Source organism: Erwinia sp. TECH1, assembly GCF_054057575.1.
The window spans coordinates 4,439,076-4,456,194 of record NZ_JBSRZK010000001.1 but is presented as its reverse complement, the minus strand read 5'-3'; the positions used below and the strand labels follow the sequence as shown (position 1 = coordinate 4,456,194).

Annotated in this window: 17 protein-coding genes and 1 pseudogene; 16 read left to right on the top strand and 2 right to left on the bottom strand. The window is 54.1% G+C overall.

The window, feature by feature from the left end:
* Positions 1-233: 233 nt before the first annotated feature.
* The 14 genes and pseudogenes from ACVWZ0_RS20980 (at position 234) to ugpQ (ending at position 13,050) form a co-directional block, all read left to right on the top strand.
* Entirely contained in the window at positions 234-1,346 is a 1,113-nt protein-coding gene (locus ACVWZ0_RS20980) for a branched-chain amino acid ABC transporter substrate-binding protein (protein ID WP_253457494.1), read from the top strand.
* Between the two features lie 189 nt (positions 1,347-1,535).
* Positions 1,536-2,462: a high-affinity branched-chain amino acid ABC transporter permease LivH gene (gene livH, locus ACVWZ0_RS20975; protein WP_125289933.1), complete on the top strand. Its 927-nt coding sequence runs from the start codon at positions 1,536-1,538 to the stop codon at positions 2,460-2,462.
* Positions 2,459-3,728 (top strand): annotated as a pseudogene (locus tag ACVWZ0_RS20970) (high-affinity branched-chain amino acid ABC transporter permease LivM). Before livH ends, ACVWZ0_RS20970 begins: the two are co-directional and overlap by 4 nt.
* A complete protein-coding gene (livG, locus tag ACVWZ0_RS20965) occupies positions 3,725-4,489 on the top strand; it encodes a high-affinity branched-chain amino acid ABC transporter ATP-binding protein LivG (protein ID WP_253457500.1) in 765 nt (254 codons plus the stop codon). Before ACVWZ0_RS20970 ends, livG begins: the two are co-directional and overlap by 4 nt.
* Before the next feature lies 1 nt (position 4,490).
* Complete coding sequence (livF, locus tag ACVWZ0_RS20960; protein WP_253457502.1) at positions 4,491-5,198, top strand: high-affinity branched-chain amino acid ABC transporter ATP-binding protein LivF; 708 nt, start codon at positions 4,491-4,493, stop codon at positions 5,196-5,198.
* A 244-nt stretch (positions 5,199-5,442) separates the two neighbouring features.
* Positions 5,443-6,045, top strand: a complete 603-nt coding sequence (locus ACVWZ0_RS20955; protein WP_253457505.1) for a lysozyme family protein — start codon at positions 5,443-5,445, stop codon at positions 6,043-6,045.
* Complete coding sequence (locus tag ACVWZ0_RS20950; protein ID WP_253457508.1) at positions 6,035-6,463, top strand: hypothetical protein; 429 nt, start codon at positions 6,035-6,037, stop codon at positions 6,461-6,463. The genes ACVWZ0_RS20955 and ACVWZ0_RS20950 overlap by 11 nt, the downstream gene beginning before the upstream one ends.
* 360 nt (positions 6,464-6,823) lie before the next feature.
* The gene (locus tag ACVWZ0_RS20945; RefSeq protein ID WP_253457511.1) at positions 6,824-7,111 is read left to right on the top strand and encodes a lysozyme family protein; all 288 of its coding nucleotides are present in this window, start codon (positions 6,824-6,826) and stop codon (positions 7,109-7,111) included.
* Positions 7,112-7,419: 308 nt separating this feature from the next.
* Positions 7,420-7,836: a hypothetical protein gene (locus tag ACVWZ0_RS20940; RefSeq protein ID WP_253457514.1), complete on the top strand. Its 417-nt coding sequence runs from the start codon at positions 7,420-7,422 to the stop codon at positions 7,834-7,836.
* A gap of 277 nt (positions 7,837-8,113) precedes the next feature.
* On the top strand, positions 8,114-9,430 hold the full coding sequence (gene ugpB / locus ACVWZ0_RS20935) for a sn-glycerol-3-phosphate ABC transporter substrate-binding protein UgpB (protein ID WP_253457517.1): 1,317 nt from the start codon (positions 8,114-8,116) through the stop codon (positions 9,428-9,430).
* Positions 9,431-9,508: 78 nt separating this feature from the next.
* Positions 9,509-10,396 (top strand): sn-glycerol-3-phosphate ABC transporter permease UgpA, encoded by an 888-nt coding sequence (gene ugpA, locus ACVWZ0_RS20930; protein WP_253457520.1) that lies wholly within the window; start codon positions 9,509-9,511, stop codon positions 10,394-10,396.
* The gene (ugpE, locus tag ACVWZ0_RS20925; protein ID WP_253457522.1) at positions 10,393-11,241 is read left to right on the top strand and encodes a sn-glycerol-3-phosphate ABC transporter permease UgpE; all 849 of its coding nucleotides are present in this window, start codon (positions 10,393-10,395) and stop codon (positions 11,239-11,241) included. Before ugpA ends, ugpE begins: the two co-directional genes overlap by 4 nt.
* 1 nt (position 11,242) lies before the next feature.
* On the top strand, positions 11,243-12,310 hold the full coding sequence (locus tag ACVWZ0_RS20920; protein ID WP_253457525.1) for a sn-glycerol-3-phosphate import ATP-binding protein UgpC: 1,068 nt from the start codon (positions 11,243-11,245) through the stop codon (positions 12,308-12,310).
* Positions 12,307-13,050 (top strand): glycerophosphodiester phosphodiesterase, encoded by a 744-nt coding sequence (ugpQ, locus tag ACVWZ0_RS20915; RefSeq protein ID WP_253457528.1) that lies wholly within the window; start codon positions 12,307-12,309, stop codon positions 13,048-13,050. The genes ACVWZ0_RS20920 and ugpQ overlap by 4 nt, the downstream gene beginning before the upstream one ends.
* A gap of 244 nt (positions 13,051-13,294) precedes the next feature.
* Here ugpQ and ACVWZ0_RS20910 read toward each other — a convergent pair whose 3' ends face one another.
* Positions 13,295-13,585: a DUF2756 domain-containing protein gene (locus ACVWZ0_RS20910; RefSeq protein ID WP_253457530.1), complete on the bottom strand. Its 291-nt coding sequence runs from the start codon at positions 13,583-13,585 to the stop codon at positions 13,295-13,297.
* Between the two features lie 155 nt (positions 13,586-13,740).
* Here ACVWZ0_RS20910 and ggt point away from each other — a divergent pair, with 155 nt between their 5' ends.
* Positions 13,741-15,483 (top strand): gamma-glutamyltransferase, encoded by a 1,743-nt coding sequence (gene ggt / locus ACVWZ0_RS20905; RefSeq protein ID WP_253457532.1) that lies wholly within the window; start codon positions 13,741-13,743, stop codon positions 15,481-15,483.
* Positions 15,484-15,516: 33 nt separating this feature from the next.
* Here the strand turns inward: ggt and ACVWZ0_RS20900 are convergent, their stop codons facing one another.
* Complete coding sequence (locus ACVWZ0_RS20900; protein ID WP_253457535.1) at positions 15,517-16,014, bottom strand: GNAT family N-acetyltransferase; 498 nt, start codon at positions 16,012-16,014, stop codon at positions 15,517-15,519.
* Positions 16,015-16,401: 387 nt separating this feature from the next.
* On the opposite strand from ACVWZ0_RS20900, the gene ACVWZ0_RS20895 reads away from it, so the two are divergent.
* On the top strand, positions 16,402-17,097 hold the full coding sequence (locus tag ACVWZ0_RS20895; RefSeq protein ID WP_253457539.1) for a pirin family protein: 696 nt from the start codon (positions 16,402-16,404) through the stop codon (positions 17,095-17,097).
* The last annotated feature ends 22 nt before the right edge of the window (positions 17,098-17,119 follow it).

The window sequence follows — 17,119 nt, the reverse complement described above, 5'->3', positions numbered from 1 at the left end:
CCCGCTGGCTGAATGCCCAAACAGCCCGCATTTGTACCAGTCATTTATGCTAAAGCTGGCGGTAATATCACATGAAGTCAGTTGATTTACAGAAGAAAATTCCTGTTTAATAACCTGAAATTTATAGTCTTATTAATAAAAATGGCTGTATCCCGCGTTAACCTGTTCTTCTTATGGCGTTTATCGACGGGAGCAGTATAAAAAACCAGCAAACACAAGATGGGGTAGTCAGGATGAAAATGAAAGGTAGCGCGTTTTTAGCAGGCTGCATGGCGTTGGCGCTCAGTCATGCCGCCGCCGCAGAAGACATTAAAGTAGCCATCGTTGGCGCTATGTCTGGCCCGGTCGCGCAATATGGCGATATGGAGTTCACCGGCGCGAAACAGGCTATTGCCGATATCAATGCCAAAGGCGGCGTCAACGGCAATAAACTGGTCGGCGTGCAGTATGACGACGCCTGCGATCCCAAACAGGCGGTTGCGGTCGCTAACAAAGTTATCAACGACGGTATTCGCTACGTTATCGGCCACCTTTGCTCTTCTTCCACCCAGCCCGCTTCCGATATCTATGAAGACGAAGGCGTACTGATGATTACTCCGGCGGCCACCAACGCCGACCTGACGACCCGTGGCTATAAAATGATTATGCGCACCACGGGCCTGGACTCCGATCAGGGCCCGACCGCGGCGAAATATATTCTTGAACAAATCAAACCGCAGCGTATCGCCGTGATCCACGATAAACAGCAGTACGGCGAAGGGCTGGCGCGCTCCGTGCAGGCGAGCCTGAAAAAATCGGGTGGCAACGTGGTGATGTTTGAAGGCGTGACCGCAGGCGATAAAGACTTCTCCACGCTGGTGGCGCGCCTGAAAAAAGAGAACGTCGATTTTGTCTATTTTGGCGGCTACTACCCGGAAATGGGGCAGATCCTGCGCCAGTCACGCGCGGCCGGGCTGCAAACCCGTTTTATGGGGCCAGAAGGCGTAGGCAACGCTTCGCTCTCTAATATCGCCGGCGCGGCTTCCGAAGGCATGCTGGTTACGCTGCCGAAACGTTACGATCAGGTGCCGACTAACCAACCCGTTGTCGATGCGCTGAAAGCGAAAAAGCTTGATCCAACCGGCCCGTTTGTCTGGACGACCTATGCCGCGCTACAGGCTTTAACCACCGGCATGGAGCGCAGCAAAAGCGCCGAGCCGGAAGAGATTGCTAAAAACCTGAAAGAGGGCGCGCCGGTGCCAACGGTAATGGGTGACTTAAGCTGGGACGCCAAAGGCGATCTGAAAGGCTTTGAGTTCGGCATCTTCACCTGGCATGCCGACGGCTCTTCTACCGCGGTAAAATAATAATAGCGGACGTCATACGCTGACGTCCGTAGCGCGATGCTTCACGGGCTGCCCGCATCATTGCTTACCAAGGTTTGAAGGGGTGGAAATATCGGGGTGCCGGATCGGCCCCGATAACGGACTGCTTTCCGCCCGTGTTGTTAAAGCATCTCTCTTTCCGCCTGGGCGGATAGCAGTAAGGTATTCTTTATGTCCGAGCAGTTTCTCTATTTCCTGCAGCAGATGTTCAACGGCGTCACGTTGGGCAGCACCTATGCGCTGATCGCCATCGGCTACACCATGGTGTACGGCATCATCGGCATGATCAACTTCGCTCACGGCGAAGTGTATATGATCGGCAGCTACGTCTCTTTTATCGTCATTGCCGCGCTGATGATGATGGGCATTGATGCCAGCTGGCTGTTGATCGGCGCCGGTTTTCTGGTGGCTATCGTTATCGCCAGCGCCTATGGCTGGAGCATCGAACGCGTGGCCTATAAGCCCGTGCGTTCCTCCAAGCGGCTGATCGCGTTGATATCCGCCATCGGTATGTCTATTTTTCTGCAAAACTACGTCAGCCTGACTCAGGGCTCGCGCGATCTGGCCCTGCCGGGCTTGGTCAGCGGGCAGTGGACGCTGGGCGTCAGTAACGGTTTTGCCGCCACCATCTCCACTATGCAGGTAGTGATTTGGGTGGTGACCTTTGTCGCGATGCTGGCCCTTACGCTGTTTATCCGCTACTCGCGCATGGGTCGCGCCTGCCGCGCCTGCGCCGAAGATCTGAAAATGGCCAGCCTGCTGGGTATTAACACGGATCGCGTGATCTCGCTGACCTTTGTGATCGGCGCGGCAATGGCGGCGGTAGCGGGCGTTCTGCTGGGCCAGTTCTACGGCGTCATCAATCCTTACATCGGCTTTATGGCCGGGATGAAAGCGTTCACCGCGGCCGTGCTGGGCGGCATAGGCAGCATTCCCGGCGCGATGCTGGGCGGCCTGATCCTGGGCATTGCCGAAGCGCTGACCTCCGCCTACCTCAGCACTGAATATAAAGACGTGGTTTCTTTTGCGCTGCTGATCGTTGTGCTGCTGGTAATGCCAACCGGCATTCTGGGCCGTCCGGAGGTAGAAAAGGTATGAAAAACCTGCTTAACGCCTCTGTTTCCGCGCTGATGCTGGTGGTGCTGGCCGCCTTCTTTATGGGGATGCGCCTTAGCCTGGACGGCACGCATCTGGTGGTTAACAACGCCGGCAGCGTGCGCTGGAACTGGATCGCCCTCGGCTGCGCCGTGGTCTTTTTCTTTCAGCTGCTGCGGCCGGTTTTTCAGCGCGGGCTAAAGAAAATTTCCGCGCCTTCGCTGGTGCTGCCGGGCATTGACGGCTCCACCCCAAAGCAGAAACTCTTTTTGCTGCTGCTGATCGTCGCCGCTGCGGCCTGGCCTTTTATGGTGTCTCGCGGCACGGTCGATATCGCCACGCTGACCCTGATTTATGTAATGCTGGGCCTGGGACTGAACGTGGTGGTCGGGCTTTCCGGCCTGCTGGTGCTGGGCTACGGCGGCTTTTACGCCATCGGCGCCTACACCTTTGCGCTGCTTAATCACTACTTCGGCCTGGGCTTCTGGGAATGTTTGCCGCTGGCGGGCATCGTGGCCGCGCTGTTCGGCCTGCTGCTGGGTTTTCCGGTACTGCGCCTGCGCGGTGATTACCTGGCGATAGTCACGCTGGGCTTTGGCGAAATCGTCCGTATTCTGCTGCTGAACAACACCGAGATCACCGGTGGGCCAAACGGCATCAGCCAGATCCCGAAACCGTCGTTTTTCGGTCTGGAGTTTAACCGCAGCGTGCGCGACGGCGGCTGGGACACCTTCCACCATTTCTTTAACCTGAAATACGATCCCAGCGACCGCATTATCTTTCTCTATATGGTGGCGCTGCTGCTGGTTGTGCTGACGCTGTTTGTGATCAACCGGCTGCTGAGAATGCCGCTGGGTCGCGCCTGGGAAGCGCTGCGCGAGGATGAAATCGCCTGTCGTTCGCTGGGCCTCAGCCCGACGCGCATCAAGCTCACCGCCTTTACCATCAGCGCCGCTTTTGCTGGTTTCGCGGGGAGTCTGTTCGCTGCGCGGCAGGGCTTTGTCAGCCCGGAGTCTTTTACCTTCGCCGAATCGGCCTTTGTGCTGGCTATCGTGGTGTTAGGCGGCATGGGGTCGCAGTTCGCCGTGATCCTCGCTGCCGTGCTGCTGGTGGTTTCACGCGAGCTGATGCGCGATCTGAATGAATACAGCATGCTGGTGCTGGGCGGCCTGATGGTGCTGATGATGATCTGGCGACCGCAGGGCCTGCTGCCGATGCAGCGTCCGCACCTGAAGTTAAAAAGCGTGACAAAAAGGAGAGCAGCCATGAAGCCTTTATTGGCCGTAAACGGCCTGATGATGCGCTTTGGCGGCCTGCTCGCGGTCAACAACGTCGAGCTGGAGCTGCGAGAGCAGGAGATCGTCTCGCTGATTGGCCCCAACGGCGCGGGTAAGACTACGGTATTTAACTGCCTGACCGGTTTTTACCGGCCGACGGGCGGCAGTATCAGGCTGGGCGAGCGCCAGCTGGCGGGCCTGGCGGGGCAGGAGATCGCGCGGATGGGTATCGTGCGCACTTTCCAGCACGTTCGCCTGTTCCGTGAAATGACGGTGATTGAAAACCTGCTGGTAGCGCAGCATCAGCATCTGAAAAGCGGCGTGTTTGCCGGACTGCTGAAAACGCCGGGCTTCCGTAAAGCGGAAAGCGAAGCGCTGGACCGGGCGGCCAGCTGGCTGGATCGCGTAGGATTACTGACGCTCGCTAACCGTCAGGCGGGCAATCTGGCCTACGGTCAGCAGCGTCGCCTGGAAATCGCCCGCTGTATGGTTACGCGCCCGCAAATCCTGATGCTGGATGAACCGGCGGCGGGCCTGAACCCCAAAGAGACGCTGGAGCTGGACGAGCTGATCGCCGAGCTGCGCAACGAACACAAGGTGTCGGTACTGTTGATTGAACACGATATGAAACTGGTCATGGGCATTTCCGATCGCATCTATGTGGTCAATCAGGGCACGCCGCTGGCAAACGGCACGCCGGAAGAGATCCGCAACAACCCGGACGTGATCCGCGCTTATCTGGGAGAAGCATAAAATGGCTATGCTTTCTCTGGAAAACGTCAGCGCGCACTATGGAAAAATCCAGGCATTGCACAGCGTCAGTCTGCATATCAATCAGGGCGAAATCGTTACGTTGATTGGGGCTAACGGCGCGGGGAAAACCACCATTCTGGGTACGCTCTGCGGAGAACCGCGTGCGACTCAGGGACGGGTGGTTTTTGACGGCAAGGATATTACCGACTGGCAAACGGCGCGCATTATGCGCGAGGCGATAGCCATCGTGCCGGAAGGCCGCCGGGTCTTTTCCCGCATGACGGTAGATGAGAACCTGGCGATGGGTGGTTTTTTTGCCGATCGTCAGCAGTATCAGTCACGTATCAGGCGCGTCTACGAGCTTTTTCCGCGACTTTATGAACGCCGCGTGCAGCGTGCGGGCACCATGTCCGGTGGCGAACAGCAGATGCTGGCGATTGGCCGCGCGCTGATGAGCCAGCCGCGCCTGCTGCTGCTGGACGAGCCGTCGCTGGGGCTGGCGCCGATCATTATTCAGCAGATCTTCGACACCATCGAGCAGCTACGTCAGGAGGGAATGACCATCTTCCTGGTGGAACAAAACGCCAATCAGGCGCTGAAACTGGCCGATCGCGGTTACGTGCTGGAGAACGGCCACGTGGTGCTGAGCGACAGCGGCGAGGCGCTATTGGCTAACGAAGCGGTACGCAGCGCCTATCTGGGCGGCTGAGATTACGGGGCTGGTTTACCGGCCCCTTTATTATTTCCGGTACTTTTTAATTAATAGTCTGCTTATTTTCCACGTTATTAAAATGTTCTCCCGCTTATTCTCTTTCTGAAGTTTTCTGTATTTATTTTTCAAGCCAACGCTGCGTAACCTTAGAAAATGCCGCCTTAAAATATTGCAGATAGCTACGTAGTAGGAGTATGATTTTTGTGCAGTAGTGAATGGAAAACAAGCACAAGGAGAGGCTATGTCGGAACCAAAGGAAGGGCTACTTACTTTTCGTGCGGAAGGCAATAATTTCAGAGGAAGTCGTTATTATTCCAGAGTTATTCACTGGCCTGGCAATGCCTCAGCTTGTCAGGGGGATGCGTCGGGCGTGACGATTGGACGCGGATTCGATATGGGCAGCAGAACCAAAGCCGAATCCTATAGTTATCTGATAAAGGCCGGGGTAGAGGCGAAAAAAGCAGAAAAAATTTCTACAGGTAGCCGGCTTAAATTTTGTGAGGCTGAAAAATTTGTCAGACAGCATAAAAATGAAATTGGTGAGATAACCGAATTACAGCAGCTGATGCTGTTTGAAGCTGTTTACCCTGAATATACTAATAAAGCTAAGCGTTTTTATAATAAATATAAGGGCGCTAATGCGGTAGCCTGGCGGGAGCTACATCCGGTTTTAAAAGAGGTATTTATTGATATGCGCTATCAGGGGGCAATGACAATTGGTTATGTATCCTCTTTTAAGCGTAACGATATTGGCAGTGCTTTAAAATTAATTGAATCGATTGGGGATTTATATGGCAAGGACAGATATATAAGAAGAAGGGAGACGTTAAGAAATGCTTTATAAAAAAATAAAATTGATGATTGTTATTATGATGAGTATTGTGCCACTGCCCCTATTTTCTCAGGCGTCTACAGTAGAAGAGAGTACCATAGCATTCTGCCTTAATGAAGGCCCTGTTAGCGCTATAGCGGGCTGTTTTACGGCGCTGGAGTTAAAGCGTAATGCGGATTACAATCGCACTTACCAAACGTTTATTAATGAAATAATAAAAAATAAAAGTAATTTTTTGAATTACAATGGGTTTCTTCAGAAAACCAAAAAAGCTAAAGGCTATTTTGATAAATATATGCAAAGTGAATGTCAGGCCTGGGCCGATCAGGTTATAATAGATTCGCCAGCATGGCATACGATTTATAGTCAGTGCATGATAAGATTTTATGAACAACGCATAAATTTTTATAAAAAATATGACTTTCAATAAATCACAGGTTTCATTTCAGGGATGTTTGTGAACGGTCAGGTTCATCACGAAAAATTGTCGAATACGATTGGTCGATAATTATTATAGGGTGTAATTAGATTTGTGTAATACCCTGCTTTTCTATTCTCTTATTAACTACAAAGGCAGGCAATTTATGGATAACAAACAACGCAAATTTCTTATATTAAATCTGGTAAAATCCTTAAAACCCAAGTGATATCAATCATTTTTCTGGAATGGTGATGAATATAACTAACGACTCTTAATACTGAACTGATCGAAAATTTATTGCGGATATGCACGAAGCAGGCGTATGATTTTTGTTCAGATTTGAATGACGAATAAGCATAAGGAGAGGCTATGTCGGACCAAAGGAGGGGCTACTTACTTTTCGTGCGGAAGGCTTTCAGAGGAAGTCGTTATTATTCCTGGATTATTCACTGGCCTGGCAATGCCTCAGCTTGTCAGGGGGATGCGTCGGGCGTGACGATTGGACGCGGATTCGATATGGGCAGCAGAACCAAAGCCGAATCCTGTGGTTATCTGATAAAGGCCGGGGTAGAGGCGAAAAAAGCAGAAAAAATTTCTACAGGTAGCCGGCTTAAATTTTGTGAGGCTGAAAAATTTGTCAGACAGCATAAAAATTAAATTGGTGAGATAACCGAATTACAGCAGCTGATGCTGTTTGAAGCAGTCTATGATGAATATATCATTGATGCAAAAAGATTTTATAATAAGTACCGCAAGCCTGCCTCGATCTCATGATTGGATTTAGACCAAAGAATTAAAGATGTTTTTATTGATATGAAGTACCAGGGCGTGCTTCGTACTGACATGGTCAGATTTTTTTCAAATAATGACAAGAATGATGTTGTCAGGCTGATAAAAACGCACTCCCGACTAAAAAAAGATGATGAAAATCGGCAAAGGATAAAATATTTATTGGAAAATAGAAAATGAAAATAAAGTTGATTTTTATAATTCTGTTGGCACTGTTTTATACCTTTCCTTGCACTGTAAACGCGCAGGTTGAGTTTGAACAGGTGAACTTTATCGGAGGTGCTTATAATATATATATCAACGATAGTGACTGCCAGGTTTTGACTGATTGCAAAAAAGTTAAAGCTGAAATAGTTGATAAGGGGAAAAAGGAAAAGTATAGCGTCTTTGGGGAGAATATTACAACAGGATTCGGGCGTAATCTAAGAGGATATAATTTTTATCGAGGAAACTATAAGTATGAAATATATCGCCCAGAGACAAGATTAAACAATCAGTCAGACCTGAGTAAATGGGTTTTAACCATTTACAAAAAAAATGGTCGTGAGGGTTTTAACAAAATTTTTAGCGAGGAAGGCGAGATGAATATTTGATACTTCCTCAATCAAACCGCGCAGAAGAATTTCATGCTGTGCTTAGCTGTATTTGTAACGATAACCTGTTATCGCCGTTATCGCCGTTATCGCCGTTATCGCCGTTATCGCCGTTATCGCCGTTATCGTCGCTACCTCCGTCTTCTCTCCGTCACCAGCCCGTCATCCGGCTGTCATGCCATTGTTATCTTTCCGTCATTTTTGCATGTCATTTTACCTGCCGAAGCGTTACAGGGCGCGGCTTTGCGCGTAACAACACCGGGTACAGGAAACCGACATGCCATTGTTCTTCCGACATACCATATGTATTGCACTGGGGCTGGCCTTTAGCGCACAGGCGCTGGCTGTCACCGAGATCCCTTTCTGGCACTCGATGGAGGGCGAGCTGGGCGTAGAGGTCAATTCGCTGGCGCAGCGCTTTAACCAATCGCACCCTGATTACAAAATAGTGCCTACCTATAAAGGTAACTACGAGCAAAGCCTGGCTGCGGGGATCGCCGCCGTGCGTTCTGACCGCGCACCTGCCATTCTTCAGGTTTATGAAGTCGGCACCGCCACGATGATGGCTTCACGGGCAATTGTGCCGGTGTACGAGGTTTTTAAAAACGCGGGTATTGCCTTCGATGAAAAACAGTTTGTGCCGACGGTAGCGGGCTATTACAGCGATGCCAAAACCGGCCATCTGATCTCCCAGCCTTTCAACAGTTCTACGCCGGTGCTTTATTACAACAAGGACGCTTTTAAAAAAGCGGGTCTGGATCCGGAGCAGCCGCCGAAAACCTGGCAGGCGCTGGCTAAAGATGCCGAAGCGCTGCGTAAAGCAGGCATGAGCTGCGGCTATGCCAGCGGCTGGCAGGGCTGGATCCAGATCGAGAACTTCAGCGCCTGGCACGGCCTGCCGGTCGCTACAAAAAACAATGGCTTTGACGGCACCGATGCAGAGCTGGAATTTAATAAGTCGACCCAGGTACGCCATATTCAGCAGCTCGCAGAGATGAATAAAAAAGGCGACTTTACCTATTTTGGCCGTAAAGACGAATCCACCGCCAAGTTCTATAACGGCGACTGCGGTATCACCACGGCATCCTCCGGCTCGCTGGCCGATATCCGTCACTATGCCAAATTTAACTATGGTGTCGGCATGATGCCGTACGACGAGACGGTGCCGAACGCCCCACAAAACGCCATTATCGGTGGCGCCAGCCTGTGGGTAATGAAAGGGAAAGATGAAGCGACCTATAAAGGCGTGGCATCGTTTATGCAGTTCCTGACACAGCCGGAAATCGCCGCCGAATGGCACCAGAAAACAGGCTATCTGCCGATCACCACGGCGGCCTACGAGCTGACCCGTCAGCAGGGCTTCTACGAGAAAAATCCGGGCGCCGATATCGCTACGCGTCAGATGCTGAACAAGCCGCCGCTGCCGTTCACTAAAGGGATGCGGCTGGGCAATATGCCGCAGATCCGCACTATCGTGGATGAGGAGCTGGAAGGCGTCTGGACCGGCAAAAAAACGCCGCAGGCCGCGCTGGATAACGCAGTGAAGCGTGGCAATCTCCTGCTCAGGCGCTTTGAGCAAACCGTTAAGCCATAATCTGTAGCGCTGCCGTGCTATACAGCGTACGGCAGCGCCTCGCTAAAACCCTCGCGCCGCACCGTTATCGAGCTTTATATGTCCTCTTCACGCCCTGTTTTTCGTTCACGCTGGCTGCCTTATTTATTAATGTTGCCGCAGCTGTTGATTACGCTGATTTTTTTCCTGTGGCCCGCTGGTGAAGCCTTATGGTATTCGGTGCAGCGCGTCGATCCTTTTGGTCTTTCCAGCACGTTTGTCGGCATGGAAAATTTCACCAGGCTGCTGGACGATGAGTACTATCTCGATTCCTTTAAAACCACGCTGATTTTTAGCGGCCTGGTTACGGTCATCGGCCTGATCGTTTCGCTGTTTTTTGCCGCGCTGACCGATCATGTCCTGCGCCTGAAGCGCTTTTACCAGACGCTGTTTCTGCTGCCTTATGCAGTAGCGCCTGCGGTAGCGGCGGTGCTGTGGATGTTCCTGTTCAGTCCGGGGCAGGGCCTGATTACGCATTTTCTGGCGCAGCTGGGCTATAGCTGGAACCATGCGCAAAACAGCGGCCAGGCGATGACGCTGGTCGTGCTGGCTTCCGTCTGGCAGCAAATGAGCTATAACTTCCTGTTCTTTTTTGCGGCGCTTCAGTCCATTCCCAAATCGCTGATCGAAGCGGCGGCTATCGACGGCGCAGGCCCGATACGCCGTTTTTTTTACCTCTCGCTGCCGCTGATTACGCCGGTGGGCTTCTTTCTGGTGGTGGTCAATCTGGTATACGCCTTCTTTGACACTTTCCCGGTGATCGATGCCGCCACGGGCGGCGGGCCGGTGCAGTCCACCACCACGCTTATCTACAAAATCTATCGCGAAGGCTTTGCCGGTCTGGATCTCTCTTCTTCTTCCGCACAGTCGGTGGTGCTGATGGTGTTGGTCATCGGGCTGACGGTGATCCAGTTCCGTTTTGTTGAGAAAAAGGTGCGCTACCAATGATTGAAAATCGACGCGGGCTGGCCCTTTTCAGTCAGATCATGCTGGGTCTGGGCGCGCTTACCGTGCTGTTTCCGCTCTATGTCGCTTTTGTGGCCGCTACGCTGAACGACAGCGAGGTGTTCCGGGTACCGATGTCGCTGATCCCCGGCCGTTCGCTGTGGCACAACGTGAGCTTTATCTGGCAGCACGGCGTGGGACAGAACAGCGCGCCTTTCGGCAGGATGCTGTTTAACAGCACGCTGATGGCGCTGGCGATAACCACAGGGAAGATTTCGGTTTCTATCCTCTCCGCTTTTGCGCTGGTCTGGTTTCGCTTTCCGCTGCGCGGCCTGTTTTTCTGGATGATTTTTATCACGCTGATGCTGCCGGTCGAGGTGCGCATTTTCCCGACGGTAGAAGTGATTGCAGACCTGAAGATGCTGGATAGCTATAGCGGGCTGACGCTGCCGCTGATGGCCTCCGCCACCGCCACCTTCCTGTTTCGCCAGTTTTTTATGACGCTGCCTGACGAGCTGGTCGAAGCGGCGCGCATCGACGGCGCCGGGCCAATGCGCTTCTTTTGGGACATTGTGCTGCCGCTGTCGAAAACCAATCTGGCCGCGCTGTTTGTTATCACCTTTATCTATGGCTGGAACCAGTATCTCTGGCCGCTGCTGATTATTAATGATGTTGATTTGGGCACCGCCGTGGCGGGCATTCGCAGCATGATCGGCACCGGCGACGGCACGCCCACGCAGTGGAATCTGGTGATGGCCGCAATGCTGCTGACCATGATCCCGCCGGTAGTGATTGTTTTAGTGATGCAGCGCGCTTTCGTTCGCGGGCTGGTAGAGAGCGAGAAATAGCATGGCAGGGGTAAAATTTCAGGCCGTTACCAAAACGTACGACGGTAAAAACCAGATTATTCAGCCGCTTGACGTCGATATTCGCGACGGTGAGTTTATGGTGATGGTTGGCCCTTCCGGCTGCGGTAAATCGACGCTGTTGCGCATGGTCGCCGGGCTGGAAAGGGTCAGCAGCGGCGATATCTATATCGACAGCGAACGCGTCACCGAGCGGGAGCCGAAAGATCGCGGCATCGCGATGGTTTTCCAGAACTATGCGCTTTATCCCCATATGAGCGTGGAAGAAAACATGGCATGGGGGCTGAAAATTCGCGGCATGGGCAAAGCGCATATCCGCCAGCGCGTGCTGGAAACGGCGAAAAGCCTGGAGCTGGAAGCGCTGCTGCACCGTCGTCCGCGCGAGCTTTCCGGCGGTCAGCGGCAGCGGGTGGCGATGGGTCGCGCTATCGTTCGCGAACCGGCGGTTTTCCTGTTTGATGAGCCGTTATCGAATCTGGACGCGCGGCTGCGGGTGCAGATGCGGCTGGAGCTACAGCAGCTGCATCGTCGCCTGCAGACTACCAGCCTGTACGTGACGCACGATCAGGTGGAGGCGATGACGCTGGCGCAGCGGGTGATGGTGATGAACAAAGGCGTGCTGGAGCAGCTGGGCACGCCGGTAGAGATTTATGAGCGTCCGGCCACGCGCTTCGTTGCCAGCTTTATTGGCGCGCCTGCGATGAACCTGCTGGAAGGCGAGATCGATCCGACCGGCACGCGGCTGCTGCTGGGCGACAGCGCCGTGACGCTGCCTCAGGCCAGGCCGCAGTGGGCCGGACGCCGATTGACGTTGGGGATCCGCCCAGAGCATATTAAACTGGCCGATCGGCAAAGCGGGCTGGCGCTGACGGTGGATACGCTGGAAATGCTGGGCGCGGACAACCTGGCGCACGGGCGCTGGGGCGGCCACAATATGGTGGTGCGGCTGCCGCACATCGAGCGCCCGGCCATCGGCAGCCTGCTGTGGCTACAGCTGCCGGCTGATTCGCTACACTTCTTTGATACTGACAACGGACAACGGCTCGAATGACTGCTAAAGCCTGGCCTTACCCGACCATCGTCGCGCATCGCGGCGGCGGCAAGCTGGCCCCGGAAAACACCCTCGCCGGTATTGATACCGGCGCGCGGCTGGGGCACAAGATGATTGAGTTCGACGTCAAGCTCTCGCTGGACGGCGAAATTTTTTTGCTGCATGACGACACGCTCGACAGAACCAGCAACGGCTGGGGCATCGCCGGACAGCTGCCATGGGAAAAGCTGATCCAGCTGGATGCGGGCGGCTGGTTTGGCAAAGATTTCACCGGCGAGCGTCTGCCGCTGCTGTCTCAGGTGGCGCAGCGCTGCGCTTCTTACGGCATGATGGCAAATATTGAAATCAAGCCCACAACCGGTCTGGAAGCGGAAACCGGACGCGTGGTGGCGCTGGCCGCGCGCGAGCTGTGGCATCGGCAGACCGCGCCGCTGCTCTCCTCGTTCTCTTTTGAAGCGCTGGAAGCCGCCATGCAGGCCGCGCCGGAGCTGCCGCGCGGGTTGCTGCTGCACGAATGGCATGACGACTGGCAGCAGCTGACGCAGCGGCTGGATTGCGTCTCGGTACATTTCAATCATAAGGTGCTGGATCGGGAGAGAGTGGCGGCACTCAAAGCGGCGGAGCTGCGGATTCTGGTTTATACGGTTAATCAACCCGAAAGGGCAAAAGAGCTGCTGGACTGGGGCGTTGACGCCATCTGTACCGACCGCATTGACCTGATAGGCGCAGATTTCACTTGAAGACGCTGATACAGCTAGCGCCTTACTGAACGCGCGCCGGCTGCTGGCCTGACCTTAATGTGTATTCTGGCTGAGTGGTGCTGCCGGGCTGCGATTGATAGCACCGAATCGTCGAACCGACGCGATTCGGCTACAGTCCCATCTTAATCCCTATTCTGCTGCACCAACGGCTGAGTAATGCTACCGGGCGGTGATTGATATCGCCGGATCGTCCAACTGGGGCAATCCGGCTGTTGGCCTGACCTTAATTTGTATTCTGCTGAACCGACGGCTGAGTAGTGCTGCCGGGCTGCGTCTGCAACACGCGCTGGGAAGCGCTGTTACGCTGATCCTGCACCTTTCGCTGTAGCTGCTGGCTTTGCTGCTGCTGATCCTGCTGCAGTTTCCGCTGTTGCTGAACCTGCTGCGTCTGCATCTGCTGCTGCATCCGCTGCGAACTGGGGTTATAGCCCGGCTGGTTAGGCTGATTATTATTTAGCATATTGGCCATGCCGCTTAACGGCAGCAGCGCGGCACACACGAGTAACCATTTCATCGAATACCTCCCTAAGCTGTCTATCCAGTGTATGTCAGCCGCGCTGTTCTGGCCTGAGGGCCAGTCTGAATTTGTAGGTTTTCTCGCCTTTTCGCTTGTTTTGTGCATAGTTAGAGACGGTAAACAAACGTAAATAATTCTAATAAGAGGTGAATATGGGGCAGGGCAGAGTGACGCTGGCAGCATCGCTGATAGCAGGACTGATTTTCTGGCAGGGCGCGACGGCAGCGCCCACCGCGCCGCCAATCTCGTACGGCGTGGACGCCGATACTTTCCATCCGGTAAAAGAGCAGCACGGCATGGTCGCCTCGGTAGATGCGCTCGCCACCCAGGCAGGCGTGGACGTGCTGAAACGCGGCGGCAATGCGGTAGATGCCGCCATCGCCGTCGGCTATGCGCTGGCCGTCACGCATCCGCAGGCCGGTAACCTTGGCGGCGGCGGTTTTATGCTAATCCGCACCGCTTCCGGCCATGCTACCGCCATCGATTTTCGTGAAATGGCACCGATTAAAGCCAGTCGCGATATGTTTTTAGACGCCCAGGGCAACGCCGACGGTAAAAAGTCGCTGACCTCCCATCTGGCTTCCGGCGTGCCGGGCACCGTGGCCGGTTTCGCGCTGGCGAATAAAGAGTACGGCACGTTGCCGCTGGCGCAGCTGATCGCACCGGCCATCAGGCTGGCGGAAAAAGGCATCGTGGTTAACGAAGCGCTGGCTGATGATTTGAAAGTGTACGGCAAAGAAGTGCTGATTACGCACCCCAACAGTAAAGCCGTTTTTTATAAAGCAGACGGCCAGCCCTACGCGCGCGGCGAAAAGCTGGTGCAGCATAATCTTGCCCGTAGCCTGCGGCTGATTGCGACGCAAGGCCCGGACGCTTTCTATAAAGGGGAGATCGCCTCGGAAATCGCCGCGGAAATGGCGGCGAACGGCGGCCTGATCGGCAAAGCGGATCTGGCCAATTATAAAGCGGTCGAGCGTAAGCCCATCAGCGGCACCTATCGCGGTTATGAAGTCTTTTCTATGCCGCCGCCTTCTTCCGGCGGGATCCATATAGTGGAAATCCTCAATATCCTGGAAAACTTCGATCTGGCGAAAATGGGCTTTGGCAGCGCCGACGCTATGCAGGTGATGGCGGAAGCGGAAAAACATGCCTACGCCGATCGTTCTGAGTATCTGGGCGATCCTGATTTTGTGAAAGTGCCGTGGCAGGCGCTGACCAGTAAAGCCTATGCGAAATCGCTGGCCCAGCAGATTGACGTGAACAAAGCGCTGCCTTCGACAGAGATTAAACCCGGCAAGCTGGCGCCTTATGAGAGCAATCAGACCACGCATTTTTCCGTGGTCGATAAGCAGGGTAATGCGGTCGCGGTGACCTATACGCTGAACACCTATTTTGGCAGCGGGATCGTGGCGGGCAAGAGCGGCATTTTGCTCAACAACGAAATGGACGATTTTTCCGCCAAGCCGGGCACGCCGAATATTTATGGTCTGGTCGGCGGCGAGGCAAATGCGGTGCAGCCTTACAAAAGGCCGCTCTCTTCCATGTCGCCGACCATCGTCGCCAAAGACGGCAAAACCTGGCTGGTAACGGGCAGTCCGGGCGGCAGCCGTATTATTACAACCGTGCTGCAAATGGTCGTTAACAGCATCGATTTCGGTATGAACGTGGCGGAAGCGACCAACGCGCCGCGCTTTCACCATCAGTGGTTGCCGGATCAGCTGCGCGTGGAGAAAGGCTTCAGCCCGGATACGCTGAAGCTGCTGGAGGCAAAAGGGCAGCACGTTAAGGTACTGCCTGCGATGGGCAGCACGCAGAGCATTATGATCGGCCCGGACGGCACCCTGTATGGCGCTTCCGATCCTCGCTCTGTTGACGATCTGACGGCAGGTTATTAACGAGAGGGGGCGATATTTTATCGCCCCTGTGTTTTAAGCGGCGCGCAAACGCGCCATATAGAGCGCATCCACCTGTTTGCCGTTGCGTACGGCATAGCGCCGCGCCACGCCTTCCGTTTCAAAACCAAACCGCTGATACAATCTTACCGCCGTGTCGTTGTCGGCAAATACCGTTAGCTCAATGCGCTCGACGCTCAGCCAGCTATCGCACAGGCTGACCATCTCCTGCATCAATGCGGAGGCCACGCCGCGACCACGGTAGTGATAATCGACGCAGAGTCCAAAAGTCGCGGTATGCCGCCGACGCGCGCGGCCATTAACCTCCAGATATAAGTTGCCGACCACCTGTTCATCAACGCAGGCGACCAGCCGCTGCATGCCGGGCTGAAGTTTCTGTAGACGTTCCTGAACAAGCTGAAGCGAGGGATGAGGAAGCTGTAGCGTGTCGGTGTAGGTTTCCGGCTGGCTGACAATACGATGCAGCGCGGCAGCGTCTTCAACGACGGCGTGTCTTATCACTATCTCACTCATTCTCTCGCTCCTTTTGGTTATTTCCTGCTTAAATTCAGGGGATTCTGGCGCAAAAGCAAGCGAAAAAAATGCCGCAGAGGCTTTACAAGTGCGAATGATAATGATTATTATTGTCATGCGTTTTCGATTTGGGCTTCACGGACCGGTCGGGAAGGCACGACATTGCTCACATTGCTTCCAATATTATTTAGCCAGCTCGGGTGCTGGCTTTTTTTTTGCCTGCCCGGCGGCAACCTCCGTTTTCTCCCTTCTTATCTGCTTGCGCAAACGGTCTGAAAGACGCCTGTTAATTTCATCGAATAATTTGAACAGAGGAGACAATTTTCTCCGCTATCTTCCCGGTCAGCACAGGTCCAGACTATGTGAAAACGTTGAGGAGGATTGAACATGATTTACTTACGCAAAGCACAAGAACGCGGTCACGCTAACCACGGCTGGCTGGACAGCTGGCACACGTTTTCTTTCGCTAACTACTACGACGCCAACTTTATGGGCTTCTCGGCGCTGCGAGTGATTAACGAAGATGTTATTGATGGCGGCCAGGGCTTCGGCACTCATCCCCATAAAGATATGGAAATCCTGACGTATGTGCTTTCCGGTACCGTTGAGCATGAAGACAGCATGGGCAATAAGGAGCAGATCCCGGCGGGCGAGTTCCAGATTATGAGCGCCGGCACCGGCGTGCGTCACTCTGAGTACAACGCCAGCAAAGACGTGCCGCTGCACCTGTATCAGATCTGGATTATTCCGGAAAGAACGGGCATCACGCCACGTTACGATCAGCGTCGTTTCGCGGATGTTCAGGGCCGCCAGCTGGTGCTGTCGCCGGATGCGCGTGAAGGCTCGCTGAAAGTTTATCAGGATATGACGCTTTCCCGCTGGGTGCTGAAGCAGGGCGAGCAGGATACCGTACAGGTTGAGCCGAACCGTCGTATCTGGATCCAGGTGGTGAAAGGCGATGTCACGGTCAACGGCGAAAAAGCGGGCACCAGCGACGCTTTCGCAATCTGGGATGAAGCTTCGCTGAGCCTGGAAGCCGCCAGCGACGCCGAAATCCTGCTGTTCGATCTGCCGCCGGTTTAAGATCACACTTTGGGCGCGGCCT

Excerpts from the sequence above, each read along its gene's own strand:
- ACVWZ0_RS20980 (WP_253457494.1), top strand. The coding sequence starts at position 234 with ATGAAAATGAAAGGTAGCGCGTTTTTAGCAGGCTGCATGGCGTTGGCG.
- livH (WP_125289933.1), top strand. The coding sequence starts at position 1,536 with ATGTCCGAGCAGTTTCTCTATTTCCTGCAGCAGATGTTCAACGGCGTC.
- livG (WP_253457500.1), top strand. The coding sequence starts at position 3,725 with ATGAAGCCTTTATTGGCCGTAAACGGCCTGATGATGCGCTTTGGCGGC.
- livF (WP_253457502.1), top strand. The coding sequence starts at position 4,491 with ATGGCTATGCTTTCTCTGGAAAACGTCAGCGCGCACTATGGAAAAATC.
- ACVWZ0_RS20955 (WP_253457505.1), top strand. The coding sequence starts at position 5,443 with ATGTCGGAACCAAAGGAAGGGCTACTTACTTTTCGTGCGGAAGGCAAT.
- ACVWZ0_RS20950 (WP_253457508.1), top strand. The coding sequence starts at position 6,035 with ATGCTTTATAAAAAAATAAAATTGATGATTGTTATTATGATGAGTATT.
- ACVWZ0_RS20945 (WP_253457511.1), top strand. The coding sequence starts at position 6,824 with ATGTCGGACCAAAGGAGGGGCTACTTACTTTTCGTGCGGAAGGCTTTC.
- ACVWZ0_RS20940 (WP_253457514.1), top strand. The coding sequence starts at position 7,420 with ATGAAAATAAAGTTGATTTTTATAATTCTGTTGGCACTGTTTTATACC.
- ugpB (WP_253457517.1), top strand. The coding sequence starts at position 8,114 with ATGCCATTGTTCTTCCGACATACCATATGTATTGCACTGGGGCTGGCC.
- ugpA (WP_253457520.1), top strand. The coding sequence starts at position 9,509 with ATGTCCTCTTCACGCCCTGTTTTTCGTTCACGCTGGCTGCCTTATTTA.
- ugpE (WP_253457522.1), top strand. The coding sequence starts at position 10,393 with ATGATTGAAAATCGACGCGGGCTGGCCCTTTTCAGTCAGATCATGCTG.
- ACVWZ0_RS20920 (WP_253457525.1), top strand. The coding sequence starts at position 11,243 with ATGGCAGGGGTAAAATTTCAGGCCGTTACCAAAACGTACGACGGTAAA.
- ugpQ (WP_253457528.1), top strand. The coding sequence starts at position 12,307 with ATGACTGCTAAAGCCTGGCCTTACCCGACCATCGTCGCGCATCGCGGC.
- ACVWZ0_RS20910 (WP_253457530.1), bottom strand. The coding sequence starts at position 13,585 with ATGAAATGGTTACTCGTGTGTGCCGCGCTGCTGCCGTTAAGCGGCATG.
- ggt (WP_253457532.1), top strand. The coding sequence starts at position 13,741 with ATGGGGCAGGGCAGAGTGACGCTGGCAGCATCGCTGATAGCAGGACTG.
- ACVWZ0_RS20900 (WP_253457535.1), bottom strand. The coding sequence starts at position 16,014 with ATGAGTGAGATAGTGATAAGACACGCCGTCGTTGAAGACGCTGCCGCG.
- ACVWZ0_RS20895 (WP_253457539.1), top strand. The coding sequence starts at position 16,402 with ATGATTTACTTACGCAAAGCACAAGAACGCGGTCACGCTAACCACGGC.